The following is a 13158-nucleotide window of genomic DNA, read 5'->3' on the forward strand; positions in this document are numbered from 1 at the left end:
CGATGAGCAGCCTCGACCTTGTACTCAGCCGTGTACGACCGGCGCTTGCGAGGAGGCATGAGGACATCCTTTCAGCAGGACGACTGATCCTGCTAACTCGGTGTCCACTACCCGGGGTGAACCTCAGATCAAGAGCCGGCGGATCGCGTGCTGGATAGCCGATCACCGCATCGCGGACACCGATTCCCCTTTTACGGCGATGGTTCTGGTCGTGGGCAGCCAGGCGGGCGCGAGCATGGACAGGGTGGTGTGCGCGGACCACGCCCGCCCGGACCGGACCTGGCGGCGATCCAGCCCGGCCGCGTTCTTGGCCTGCTGGAAGCACTCCGTGAAATGCCTGTAGTGAAAAGGAATATCTCAGGGCCGCAGACACACTCACCGCATTCTCTGGAGCGAGCCGGCGGCGATCACGCGTCGCAACAGGTACTTCTGGATCTTCCCGGTGGATGTCTTGGGCAGCTCGCCGACCGGATGGCCGTGGGCACCTCGAACCGAGATTGCTGCACCTGCCCGGAGGGCGGTCCCGTCCTGGCTGCCCGCATGGTCAGTCGTTTCGGGTCACTCGACCGGTTCCCACGCCGATCCCTTTTGCGTCCTGCTGCGGCATCGCGCCCATTGAGTTCTCCTCTGGCGACGTGACACGCCGCTGGCTATCCCGCACCGGGGGCCGGAGCTCAACCACGCACCGCATCTCATCGCACTCAGCCACGCCCCGGCGTGAACTTACTGCCAGTGCAAGCGCGCAGACGGCAACGGTCGCCGCGAAGCCATGTGCTGCCTCAAACGACGGCTTGCCACTGTCATCTGCCGCCGCCCGACAACCTGCCTACCCCTTCAACACACGCCGGGACTTGACAGAGAGGAGCTGGCTTCGAGCGCGCACCGCGGCGGGAAACCAGCCACCCAGCTTCGCGCAGGCGTCACCAACGCCGTGGCCTCGTGCGGCTACATCTCTTCCAGCGTGGCCCCGTCGTAAAACTTCGCAGCCTTGTAGACCATCGGATCCGAGCTGGAAACTTCCAGGTAGGTGACTTGCGCAACGATCAGAACATGCGTTTTTGCGCGGAAGCGTTCTTTGATCTCTGCCTCGATCGATGCGGCAGACCCGCGGATCAGAGGGGAATTGTCCGGCCCGGAGTGCCAATCGAGCCCGGCGAACTTGTCGTCCGATTTGGACGCGAATCTGTCGATGACCGCACGCTGTGTGTTAGCGATGATGTTGATGCCAAGGTGCTTGGATTCGAAGAGCGACGGGTAGGTCGAGGATGTCTTCTGCACGCACAAGGCCACCAGCGGCGGGTCCAGCGAGATGGGCATGTAAGCGCTGACAGCCAGTCCGCGGGGCCGATCTGCGGAGTCCATGGTCGTCACCACGGTCACACCGGTGACGAACTTCCGGTTGAACTCCTTGAGATCCTCGATGCTGGGCATCTCGTCCGCGTCGCCCGTGCCGGTGAACGCGGCGGACGCTTCGAGCGCCGATCCCAGGCCAGGTGCTCCGAGGTCGGACAGCATGTCGACCGACGGATCCCAGGTCACGCGCTCGCGAATGATCCGGCCGTCGCGGAGCGTTCCCTGTACTGCGCCTCGGGCGTGCAGCGCAGACCTTGTCGGGGGGACGTCGCCGAACGCGTTCATGAACGTACCGGTTGCCGACCAGAAAAGCGCGAAGTCGTCGCCGTCCACGACGATGCTGTCCACCGTCGTCTGCAGGTCCGGGATGGACATCCGCATGTCGTGAACCTGGCGCTTGAGCTCGGCCAGCCCTGAGGTGCTCCCCAGCCCGGCGTTCTCCAACTCGTAGTCGGCGTGGACGATCTCGTCCAAGGCATCGGAGTCGCCTCGGTTCCAGGCTGCATCCCAGGCCGAACGCACCAGGTCTTTGAAGTCCGACATCTCTTCTCATCCTCACTTCTGGCACCGAGAGGCACACGACTCCACGGTTGCGGCTCGGTCTGGTCGACTTTGCCGAGTCCCCCCCCCGGGGTGTGCGAACTCGGCCGCGGGCCTCGCTGGGCGCATGGACTGCAGGTACGCTCTGGGGCAAAAGTATTATCGATTCTACTTTCGGTGTCAACGACCTCTCCGCTCTTGTCATTTCTGGCGATAGAAGTGCGATACAGCGCTTCAGGGCACCTGTGGAAGCGATTCGATACAGCTCCGGCTGCTCTTGACCGCGAGCAGTCGTGGCAGGGCCCGCATCCTTCTGCCGCCCCCACGATCGCAGCGCGCCGGCTGTCCGCCGACGTGGGGCGGGGGCGTTGCTTTAGCGTGCGGGCTCCCGAACCGGCGCGGTCGCGCGTGAAGGGAACCCGGCGGGTCTGTGCCCCGTTGCCTGTTGCGGCGCGTTGCCAACTGCTCCAAGCCCTTGGCCTCGCGGTTTTGGAGCCAGCGTTGCGCGGAAAACAGCGCGCTCGCTGCCGGTCAACCGGCATGCCGGTTGACCGCTGGCCGACGGTGCGCTCGACGTCGGCCAAGGTGCCTCTGCGAAGGGATTCGTCCAGCAAGCGGCGGGTGTAAGCCCATGCTGCAGGCGCCGTGAGCAGCCTAGCGCTGATCCTCTCGCAGGTCTCGATCGCGCGCCCGACGAGGTGCTGGTGCCGATCTGTGCATCCGGAAACGACGCGCGCTCAAGTCGGGGATGCCATGCGGCTGCCGCGCGGGTGGTTCTCGCTGAGCTATGCTCCGACTAGAAACGATTCGAGTGTCTGTGGGCGCCGCGGCGGCGCGGCACCGTGAATTCAATGAGGGAATCGCACCTATGGACGAAGCCTCTGCCAGCCAGGTCCAGGTCAACGCCGTCCTGGGTCCCGTGCCGGCCGACAAGCTCGGAACGACGCTGACGCACGAGCACCTCATCTGTGACTGGACGAAGGCCCTGCGCAAACCGCAGTGCGCCGTTGACCGCGGTGTCTTCGCTCGCCGTGTGGATCCCTCGATCCGTTGGCTGCTCACAGAGGATCCGTCCTGCTGCTACGACAACGCACGCTTAGAAGACACCGCGGCCGCGGTCGATGAACTCCAGTGTTTCATCGACGCAGGAGGACGGACGGTCGTTGACTGCACCAACGGAGACATCGGTCGAAACCCTCGTGCGCTGCGCGAGATCTCGGTGCGAACCGGTCTCAATATCGTCATGGGTTCTGGTTGGTACGTGCACCGGTATCACGACAGGGGGACCGCCCTGGCCACTGCAGCGGAGCTCTGCGCGCAGATCCTCGCCGAGTTCGCGCACGGCGTCGGCGACACGGGGGCGAAGCCGGGTGTCATCGGAGAGATCGGCGTCTCGCCCGAGTTCACCGAAGCAGAAGAGGTCCGCCTCCGCGCGGCGGCTCGGGCTCAGTTGGCACTGGGCGTACCGCTTCTCATCCACCTGCCGGGATGGCAACGCCGTGCCTTCGAGGTGCTGGACATTGTCCTGACCGAGGAGGGCGTTGCGCCGGAGGCAGTGGTCCTCTGTCACATGGATCCATCCGGCGAGGACGTTGTCTACCAACGCGAAGTAGCTGATCGGGGTGTCTGGCTCGAGTTCGACATGATCGGCATGTCCAACTACTTTCCGGGCGAGGGACAGTCGCCTGCGCCGGAACAGACGGCCGCGGCGATCGCGCGCCTCGTCGCGGCTGGGCACGCCTCCCGCCTCCTCCTCAGCCATGACCTGTCGCTCAAGAACATGTGGACGCGGAACGGGGGAAACGGCCTCGGCTACGTGCCTCGGCTGTTCCTCCCTCGGCTCCAGCGCCACGGCGTGCCGGGCGGGGTGACCGCCGATCTGCTGACGGCCAACCCCCGGCGCCTGTTCGTCGGTTCCGCGCTTGCCTCGGCCGCTGGCGACAGCGGCTCGGGAGCGCGGAGGTGAACGCAGGGGAGACCACGCACAGCAGAAGCGACTTGCCTTGCGCTCGCCTGAGCACTCCGCAATTGCCGGTACCTGTCGGAGGGACGCGCGGCCGCGGGGCCTGCCCAGAGGGGTCGTCCTTGACGGCACGGCTGGAAGCGTCGCAGGCAGTGTAGCGACGAAGAGCTCGCGCGACAGCTGCGACAACAGGATTCACGCATCGAAAGGACCAAGAAGGTGACGCAATACCTCGGGAATGCATTCAACTACGACCTCGTTGCAGAGGGCTACGAGTCCCTGGAAGACAGGTGCACAACCATCCATACGGGGGCCTGTCACATCGGAATGGTCGATGGCGTCAACGTCGGGGTGTGGGAGGCGGAGCCGGGTCTCATCGGCGGGCTGACTGCCGACGAGATCTTCGTCGTTCTCGAGGGCCGCGCCGAAGTGACATTCGAGGACACGAAGGAGCGGCTCCAGATCGGCCCAGGCGACGTCGTCCGCCTCAATGCCGGCCAACGGAACACCTGGCGCACCTTCGAGCGATTGCGCAAGGTGTCCGTCTGGTCGGACTCCGGAGCCCAGCATCGTTCCTCGTGACCGCCGGCGCGCGCCCGACTCGCGGTTGTCGATCCGAGTACGGCGGGACTTGTCCGCAGCCATCGCCCAGCGTGTCCCCGAATCCCCATCAACCCGATCTTGAGAGGCCCGTATGTCACGCCGTCCCGTGATCCTCGATGTCGACACCGGCAACGACGACGCTGTCGCAATCATCATGGCCGCGACTCATCCCGCCATCGAGCTTCTCGGTTGCACGACTGTTGCCGGCAACCTCTCGCTCGAAGAGACCACCGACAACACTCTCCGGGTGCTGAACGCGATCGACAGGAGCGACATCGAGGTCCACGCCGGGCTCTCGCGTCCCTTTGCTCCGAGGCCTTACACGTCGGGGGCGAACGAGGTGGAGGACGTATTCCATGAGAGCACATTGCCTGTTGGCACGTCAGGGCTTCAACCACTCAGTCGGCACGGCGTCGAATGGCTCATCGAGACTCTGCGCCAGACAACAAGGCAGGTCACGCTGATCTCGGTCGCTCCGCTCACCAACATCGCCGCCGCGATCACCGTCGCGCCCGACATCCTCGATGCGATCGACGAGGTCGTCCTCATGGGCGGAGCATCGACCTTCGGGAATAGAACCCTGGCCGCTGAGTTCAACATGTTCACCGACGCCGTCGCAGCGAACGTAGTGCTCAGAGCTGGCATCACGCGCCTTACGATGGCCGCGCTCGACGCGACGCACGAAGTGCTCGTCAGCCGGGACGACTTGCACCGCTATCGAGCGCTGGGAACGCGCGCCGGAGACGTCGCGGCCGCTGTGACCGAATACTACATCGATGGTTACCAGGCGTCTGTCAGCCCTGTCGGAGTCGGCTCGTCTGCGCCGCCGCATGACGCGTTGTGCGTTGCGTATGCGATCGACCCGAAAGTCCTTGACATCACGGAGGCGTACGTGGAGGTCGACACGGTGAGCCCGCACAACTACGGGCGCACAACCGTCGACTTCCACGGGTACCGAGGCGAGCCGGCGAATGCCCGTTTCGCGAAGCACGCGGATTCGGCTCGATTTCACCGGATTCTCGACGAGTGCCTTCGCGGAACATGTCGAGCAGTTTGATGCTCGTCTTGCCAGCCGGTCTGTATGAGGGCCTCCGGTGAGGGCTGGTTGATCCAGTCGGCTTCGGGCAGCTTCGGTGCGCATCGGGGTAACGCGACTTCCTCGCGGAGGCAGCAAGTGGGCGGGGCTGGCCGAGGTCGGGGCTGACCTGGCCGCGCGCCTCCCCGGTGCCCATGCTGCGAAATAGCAATGCTTGGCCGGGAGCTTGCGGTGCCTCGAGCCGCTGCCGGTGACCGTGTCTCGTCGGGAGTTGCCTGCGGGGAGACCGCTGGTGGCACCGAGGGGTGGGGATTGCCGATTCACAGCGGCGGCGAATCGGATTCCGGGCAACGGTGACGATGCTCTCGCTGAATTTCGAAAGGCAGCCGATGACGAGGGCCTCGTCGGCCTTTGACGCTCGTGGCAAGGTCATCCGGCGCGCCTCGTCGTTTCCCGGGGGTAGCTCGATCGGCCGCGCCGCTGCGGCAGGACCCGGTGTCCTCTGCCTTGCTGCGGGACAGGCTCGCGACCTCACTCCGCCTGGGAGCGTGGCTGCCGGGAACCTGGGAGCCCGCACGGCAGTCAGCCCTGCTGGCCCTCGCATATTCTGCTGCGTCGTCGAGTGGCTCCCGGTCGGTATGCTGGGCCGGCCGATGCGGACGCCGCCCTGTGCGGCTGGTGCAATTCGAGACCGATCCGATGCGCGGCTCGTGCGCTGTCTCCGCGCTCGCCGGACGTTCCGGCCGCCTGGCCGAGGCATTACGAATCCGGGTTCCCGTCGATGGCTCCCCTCAACCCGATCGGCCCCGGCCGGCAATACTCTCGGCGCCGACTCAGCCAGGCAGACCGGCCGGCCCCCTCGTCCGGCCGGTCCGCGCTGTTGCGTCCCGGCGCAGGCGAGCGCCCGGGACCGCATCACGATTCGCCGGAGTGGCCAGAGAGGATCGGCTTCCCCGGCGATCTATTCTGTCTCCGTCCGATTCGCCGGGGGTCTGGGGCGGCAGGCGGCAAAAGCCTAGGCGGAAGCTCAGGCATGCTCAAGGGACCGTTCTGGTGAGCGCGGCCAGACAGCAGGCTGATCCGTTGGCGGCCATCCGGGAGGCGATCTACCGCCGGTCGCTGCCGCTGGCCACCCGCGACCCGCGGATCGCCAGCTCCTCGCTGGGCCCGCGCCGGTGTCGTGGGCGCGGCCTTCATGGGTCCTCGACGAGCTGTTCGCGCCCGACCGGCTGGCCCGCTGGCTTGACCTCGGCAGCCCGGCCGGGCACCCGCAGCTGGCCGAGGCGGTCGCTTGAGACAGCCCGCCTCCGGCGGGCCGCGGCGGCGACCCGCCGGAGGCGGGCGTTCCGGTCTCGGCGACCAGGGGTGCGATCCGCTGGCGGGCGCGGGATCCGGGGCCGCCGGACCGCGCGCGAGCGCGGTGAACGAAAGCCGGCCGTCGTCACTTCAGACCCGCGACGACCTTCCGGCCCGTCCGATGCCCCGCGCCGTCCGTTCGTCACCGACCCGCATGATCGCACCAGCGCGCTGGAGGGGGGCGCGGTCAGGACATGAGCCGCACGCCAAGGGGCGTGATAGCGCCGTCAGCGGTGGTGAGGTCCCCGCTTTCGGAATCCTCCGGCAGCGAGAAGCGGACCACCCGTCCCCACGGCCTGCGGCTGTCCTGCTCGTACCCTCGGGACCGCCCGCACGGGAATCCGAAACCAAACCACAGGTGCCCGGCCGGGTCGATGATTTCGCTGGAGATTGTACCGTCGCTCGTGCCGTGGTTGCACAACGACCGGCCGTGCTTTCCGGCCGGCTCGCCGTCTTCCTGGTGATCCCGCAGAACCTGCCGCAACGCTTCCGGTGTAGCGCTGTCCAGCGCGCCGAGCAGCTCGCTGCCCCGGCCGTGCCGGTGTGTCGACGCGGTGGCCTCGTCCCAGGCAGGAGCCGGGTTTTCGGCGAGGCGCTGCCACACATTGGCTCGCGCTTCGGTGCCGGTCGCGGGACCGCACACCGCCACCCGTCCGCCTCCCACCTCTACCGCTGCCATGGCGCCTGCGCGGTCGGCGAGCAGGTAGTTGCCCGGCAGCGTGCTGTCCTCGCGCAGGTAGGCCACCGCCTCGTCCACAGTGGACGCATTCGCGAGCATCCCGGCGGACCACTCCTGCGTGGGGTAGTCCGCCATGTTCCGCTCCGGCACGAACGCGTAGGTGAAGCCGAGCCCGGCACTGTTGACTCCGCGAGTGAGCATTCCCGCCCACGGCACGAGCACGTCGGCCGGCGGCACGACGACCCGGACTGCCAAGTACGAGTGGCGTTCGCCGCTCGCGGCCAGCAGATGATTCTTTGTGGCGTACGGGTTGTCGCTGTTGCTGGCCAGCAGCCAGTGCCGCGGGCCGTTCATTCCTGCCAGGAAACACATGACTACTCCGATGCGGAATCAGCATTGCGGGCTGCCGTCTGCGGCGGCCGGGTTTTGCCGCGCAGACGCGCGTTGGCCGCCTCGAGGCCGGGCGTGCGCGGCGGCAGTTGCGCGATCTGCACCAGGACCGGCTCCGGCATGGAGCGGCAGGCGTCGCCGCACTCCTTGGTGTGCATGCAGTCCTGAGAACAGATCCACTGCTTGTGGTACGGGCACGGGAACAGGTCGTCGGTGCTGACCACCTCGCCGTCGAGGGGGCACTCGACGACGAGATCTTCTCGCGGCCAGGCGATCCGAGGGCGGATCGCGTAGCCGCGGCCACGAGCGCGCGTGCCCAGCCACCAGGTCAGGCCGCCGGCGATCAGGAAGCTGACCCAGTTGGACAGGTAGAGCGTGACCTGGCCGCCCAGATGTCCAAGAAGGCCGCCCACGGCCAGAAAGGAGCCGACGACGGTCGCGGCGAACAGGGGGACTACCCCGGACCAGTTCCAGTGGCGCAGCATGGCGCGGCGGTACTCGATGAACCGGCCGTTGTCCGGCCCGTGTCCGCCCCGCCCCCGGACCAGCAGCAGGTCGGCGATGCTGACGCCGATCCAGGCGGCCAGCAGCACTCCCTCGACGGCGAGGACGGTGCCCAGGTGGTCGAGGACGTTGAGGTACATCGCCAGAGTGCCGAGCACGACCATGACGACCGCCCAGACCGATCGTCCCGGCGTGAAACGCAGACGGGAGAAGAAGTTCGCCAGCGACAACGAGCCACTGTAGGCGTTGATCAGGTTGATCCGCAGTTGAGTGATCACGATGAGCAGGAAGCCGCCGACGCCCATGATGGCCACCATGTACTGGCCCGGGTTGGCATCGCCGCCCGAGGCCGCCCACAGGAGCAGGCCGATCGCGCCGGCGATGACGTAGGCGCCGAAGGCGTACGGCAGCAGCGCGACACACAGTGCGCCGCGGCGGCCGCTGCGGACGAGGCTGTGGTCGTTCGCGAGCAGCCGTCCCATGTCGGCGTGCCCGAACGCCACGTTGCCGACCAGTCCGTTGTACGACGCGACCGCGCCGAGCAGCCCGATTCCGCCCACACTGCCCACGTGCGCGGCGATGAACTCGCGCGTCACCGACAGATCCGCTCGGGACAGCACGATGACCAGCAGTGCCGCGAGTCCGACGACGTAGGCGTAGAGCGTCCATTTCTGGAACTTGGCGACGAACTGCAACCCATACAGCACCAGCGGCAGGAACACCAAACCCACCAGCAGGTACGAGACCTTCACCGGGATGCCCGTCTGCGCGGACAAGGCGCTGGAGAGGATCTGGCCTTCGGTCGCGAAGTAGGTCAGCCAGCTCACCCAGTAGAGCAGCGTGGTCCAGGCAGCGCCGTCGAAGCCGAGGGCGAGGCCGCGCGACATGAGTGCGGAGCCCAGTCCAGTGCGCGAGGCGGTCTTGACATACAGCACGTTGAGCAGGGTCTGCACCAGGACCGCGTAAACGATCGCGACGAGCACGTTCGCGATGCCGAAAGATGCCGCCAGTCCGGCGGGCAGCGAAAGGAAGATGGCCGCCGTGGCACCGCCCGTCAGCGAAAGCACGATCTCGGACGTGCGATAGCGCCAGGTGGGCGGCACCTTGCCCAAGGCGTAGTCGTCGCGTGCGACGCTGCCGGAGCCGATTCGCGCGGGCAGGTCACCGGTATCGCTCACTGTCTCTCCTCAGAAATTCGTCGAAGGCGGGGGACTCTCACGAGCCTGCGTGCGCTCCGCCGCGTGACCCGGGCCAGCGTCTCGGCGCTAGCCCACAAGTGCCGCGCGACTCTGTTCGCTTTACTGCGGAACTGCCGTGAAGGGGCCCTCGCCGGACTCAGATTCCCGCAAGGGGCCCTTCCGGGGCCTGGCTCGCCGCGCCTTCACCGGTGTCAAGGTCCGCCTCGACCAGACCAACATCAAGAAACTCGTCGACAACCCTGCAAAGCAAAGACACCGGCTTCACGAGACGCTAGGTGCAGAGCTCCCGCGCACGTGGTGTACTTCCACCGAGAACCCGGAGGACGTTCACTTCCCCGAGAAGAGGTCAGGGAACCGTCACGACGATCTTCCCCGCCTGGTTGCCGGATTGCATGTACCGGTACGCGTCCACCACGTGTTCGAAGCCGAAGACCCGGTCGACGCGGGGCCGGAGGCGCCCGGACCGGATGGCTTCGCTGACCAGGGCTATTCCGCGGGCACGCTGGCCAGGGTCGTCCACGTGGTTGAACATCGAGTACGGGTGGAACACCGCTCGCGCCCGGCACATGGCGGCAGCTGGGACCACTGGCTGGCGTTCGGTCAGCGTGCCGTACCCGAAGACGGTCGCGCCCGGAGCCAGGTGGTCGGCGTAGCGCTGCAGCGAATCGCCGCCGAGGGGGTCGAATGCCGCCTGCAGTCCTTTTCCGTTGCTGGCGCGGGAGATCGCCTTCGGCAGGTTCTCGTCGCCTACGACCACCTCGCTCGCGCCCGATTGCCGCAGGATCTCCGCCTTCGCTGGCGACCGGGTGGTCGCGATCGCGGCCACGCCGAGCTCCCGGCACAGCTGTAGCGCGCCCAGTCCGGCGGAGCTGGACGCGGCTGTGATCAGGACTGCGTCTCCCTCGCCGAGATCGCAGACTTCCTTGAACGCGAAATACGGTGTCAGGTACTGCATCCAAACCGCGGTTGCCTCATGGTCGTCGAGCCCGTCGGGCGCGGTGGTGACGTAATCGTCCGGCACGACCGCACTAATGCCCTGGACGCCGTTCTGCGTGAAAAACGGGATGGTGGTGACCCTGTCTCCGGGAACGAACGCGGTGACCTCGGAGCCGGTCTCGGTGACCACTCCGCAGGCTTCAGAGCCTATTCGGGACGGGAAAGCGGGGATTGTGTAGTGCTCGCCGGCCAGGTACATGAGGTCCGCGCGGTTGAGCGCGAACGCCGAGACCCTGATGCGCACGTCGCGCTCGCCGAGCGGTTGTTCCGGCCACGGTCCGACACGCAGGACCTCGGGGCCCCCGAACTCGGTGAAGTAGACGGCCTCGCTCATCGCGGATCCTTGGTCAGGTTCGGCTCCAACGGGGCCAGGAAGCCGGAGTATTCGGCCGCTGCCGGGCTCTGATAGCCCAAGCGTCCGGACACTGTCCAGCCCTGCAGCGTCGCGACGTCGGCGAGGAACTCGGCATAGCGGAGCGGGGCGACGGTGGCGTCGATGACGGGCACGCCCAGTTCCGCCTGCAGGGTGCGGTAGAACCCGAACTCGATGGTGCAGCCGAGGATCACGGCGTCGGCCCGGTCCTGCTCGACGGCGGCGCGCGCCTCTTCGAGGATGCGTCGCTCGGTGAACGCCGGGTCGGTCTGGAAGTCGTTGACGCCCATGCCGAGTTCTCGGAAGGAGGCGAGCGAACGCTCCGCCCCGTAACGGTGGATGTTCTCCTCCATCTCGGGAATCCACTTCGCGCGCCCCACGAGCACGGAAAACCGTTCGCCGACCGACTGGGCGACCCGGATGCAGGCCTCGGCCGGGGCGGTGACTGGCATCCGCCTGGTCACCTCTTTCGCGGCGCGTACAAACGGGTCGTAGAAGCATCCGATCACCATGGCGTCGTAGCACTGCTGCTCGGCCCAGAGCACGGTCCGCAGCGAGGGCTCGGCCACCATCAGTTCGTACGCGTTGTATTCGAGGTGGACGGGCCCGGTTCCGTCGAGCGACGCCACGTCCAAGCGGGTGTCCTCCCGCGCCTCAGCACGCAGGCTGTCGCCGATCGGGACGTCGTAGGCACTGTTCATGACGGGGTTGAGCCAGAGGATTCTCCGTGTCACGTGCTTGCTCCTTGACGGTGCGATGTCGCCTCTTCGGCGGTTTGGCCATCGAGCATCGAACAGATGAACTCCGTGAGGTTGTCGCCGAGGATTTGCCGCGCCAGGTTCCTGCCGAAGCGTTTCTCGGCTGCTTCGGCGAGCGCGGCGAAATCGGCTGGGCGTTGCAGTCCCGCGGTTTTGGGGATCTGGGTCCAGTCGACGAGGAGGCCGGTGAAGACAGGGTCGACGACGTCGGCGACGTCGTCGATGAAGTCGGTGCCGAGTCCCACCCGGTCCGGCCCGAGCAGGCCCATGGCGTGCTCCATGTGGTCCAGGAACCGGTCCAGCGTAGGGACTTCGTCGGTCAGGAAGGGACCGAACGCGTTGACGGCCAGGAATCCGCCGGCCGCGCCGAGCACCGCGATCTGCTCGTCGGTGAGGTTGCGCGGGTGATCGGCCAGCGCACGGCAAGAGGAGTGCGACGCGATGAACGGCTTGCGAGCGACCTCGGCGAGGTGGAAGAAGCCGGCCTCGGAAAGGTGGGAAACGTCGACGATGATGCCGAGGTCTTCCATGCGCCGCACGGCGTCGATCCCCAGTTGGGTGAGGCGGCCGCCGGTGTCGCGCTCGGCGATGCCGTCTGCCATCATCGTGCGCCGGTTCCATGCCAGCGAACACATCCGCACGCCCTCGCGCCGCATCACGTTCACCAGCTCGAGCGAATGACCAAGCGGCTCGGCTCCCTCGATCGCCAGCAGGAGCGCGATCTTTCCGGACGCGATCGTCTCGGCGATTTCGGCGCGGGTCGAGACGAGCGCGACGGCGTCGCGGTGCACGTCGGCGATGTGGCGCGCTTCCTCGATCATCAGCAAACACCGGCGCAGCGCGCCCTCGCCCACGAACTGTTCCTCAGTCGCCACCGGGAGCACTTGGAGGCTCACGCCGCCCTGGCGAAGCTGGGGCAGCCAGAAGTCGCCGAAGGGGTCTTCGCGTCCCCGTTCGCGCAGATGGCGCACGGCCATCAGCAGGTCGTTGTGGCAGTCCGCCACCCGGTAGCTCATGGGCGCTCCTTTGCGGCGGCTTCGAGCACGGCGTCGAGCGCGGCTCCGTCGTAGTAGAGGTACGCGGAGCTCATCACCCCGTTCGTCACGGTCACGATCGAGCAGCCTGCGACATCGAGGTCCGGCACGCCCGGCCGGCTCGAGGTGCCGGACATCCGCCAGCGGACGACGGCACGGTCGCCGACGGCGAGGGTTTCGTCGACCTGCCGGCGGTAGTCCGGATACACCGCGCGGAGTTCGCGCATCGCGTCGGAATCGTCTTGTGCGGAGCCGACAGCGGGCTGGCCGTTGACGGCGACGTCGAGGTCGGCGGCGACCAGCGATCCCATGGTCTCGAAGTCGCCGACGTTCTCGGCGCTGTTGTAGGCGAGCCAGATCGCGTCGGCGTCCAT

10 protein-coding genes and 2 pseudogenes are annotated in these 13158 nt (G+C 67.0%); 4 read left to right on the forward strand and 8 right to left on the reverse strand.

Annotation, left to right across the window (positions count from 1 at the left end):
- Positions 1-162 precede the first annotated feature (162 nt).
- Both PUT80_RS38625 and PUT80_RS38630 read right to left on the reverse strand, forming a co-directional pair.
- Positions 163-327: pseudogene (locus tag PUT80_RS38625) on the reverse strand (IS701 family transposase); the annotation flags it as partial.
- A 618-nt stretch (positions 328-945) separates the two neighbouring features.
- Positions 946-1896: a flavin reductase gene (locus tag PUT80_RS38630; RefSeq protein ID WP_037817683.1), complete on the reverse strand. Its 951-nt coding sequence runs from the start codon at positions 1894-1896 to the stop codon at positions 946-948.
- A gap of 865 nt (positions 1897-2761) precedes the next feature.
- Here PUT80_RS38630 and PUT80_RS38635 point away from each other — a divergent pair.
- The 4 genes and pseudogenes from PUT80_RS38635 to PUT80_RS38650 form a co-directional block, all read left to right on the forward strand.
- Positions 2762-3859: an aryldialkylphosphatase gene (locus PUT80_RS38635; RefSeq protein ID WP_037817681.1), complete on the forward strand. Its 1098-nt coding sequence runs from the start codon at positions 2762-2764 to the stop codon at positions 3857-3859.
- A 216-nt stretch (positions 3860-4075) separates the two neighbouring features.
- The gene (locus tag PUT80_RS38640) at positions 4076-4438 is read left to right on the forward strand and encodes a cupin domain-containing protein (protein WP_027927857.1); all 363 of its coding nucleotides are present in this window, start codon (positions 4076-4078) and stop codon (positions 4436-4438) included.
- Between the two features lie 127 nt (positions 4439-4565).
- Entirely contained in the window at positions 4566-5516 is a 951-nt protein-coding gene (locus PUT80_RS38645) for a nucleoside hydrolase (RefSeq protein WP_275295087.1), read from the forward strand.
- A 1062-nt stretch (positions 5517-6578) separates the two neighbouring features.
- A pseudogene (locus tag PUT80_RS38650) lies at positions 6579-6790 on the forward strand (sugar kinase); the annotation flags it as partial.
- Positions 6791-7038: 248 nt separating this feature from the next.
- Here the strand turns inward: PUT80_RS38650 and PUT80_RS38655 are convergent.
- The 6 genes from PUT80_RS38655 to PUT80_RS38680 all read right to left on the reverse strand — a co-directional run bounded on the left by PUT80_RS38655 (position 7039) and on the right by PUT80_RS38680 (position 13158).
- Positions 7039-7884, reverse strand: a complete 846-nt coding sequence (locus PUT80_RS38655) for a carcinine hydrolase/isopenicillin-N N-acyltransferase family protein (protein WP_275295088.1) — start codon at positions 7882-7884, stop codon at positions 7039-7041.
- 20 nt (positions 7885-7904) lie between these two features.
- Positions 7905-9602 carry a hypothetical protein gene (locus tag PUT80_RS38660; protein ID WP_275295089.1) on the reverse strand — a complete coding sequence of 566 codons (1698 nt, stop codon included), beginning with the start codon at positions 9600-9602 and terminating at the stop codon, positions 7905-7907.
- Between the two features lie 367 nt (positions 9603-9969).
- Entirely contained in the window at positions 9970-10953 is a 984-nt protein-coding gene (locus PUT80_RS38665) for a zinc-dependent alcohol dehydrogenase family protein (protein ID WP_275295090.1), read from the reverse strand.
- The gene (locus PUT80_RS38670; protein ID WP_051729383.1) at positions 10950-11726 is read right to left on the reverse strand and encodes an aspartate/glutamate racemase family protein; all 777 of its coding nucleotides are present in this window, start codon (positions 11724-11726) and stop codon (positions 10950-10952) included. Before PUT80_RS38670 ends, PUT80_RS38665 begins: the two co-directional genes overlap by 4 nt.
- A complete protein-coding gene (locus PUT80_RS38675; RefSeq protein WP_020661379.1) occupies positions 11723-12766 on the reverse strand; it encodes a membrane dipeptidase in 1044 nt (347 codons plus the stop codon). Before PUT80_RS38675 ends, PUT80_RS38670 begins: the two co-directional genes overlap by 4 nt.
- Complete coding sequence (locus tag PUT80_RS38680) at positions 12763-13158, reverse strand: nuclear transport factor 2 family protein (protein ID WP_020661378.1); 396 nt, start codon at positions 13156-13158, stop codon at positions 12763-12765. Before PUT80_RS38680 ends, PUT80_RS38675 begins: the two co-directional genes overlap by 4 nt.

It is taken from the genome of Amycolatopsis sp. La24 (genome assembly GCF_029087445.1).
GTDB lineage: Bacteria > Actinomycetota > Actinomycetes > Mycobacteriales > Pseudonocardiaceae > Amycolatopsis > Amycolatopsis nivea.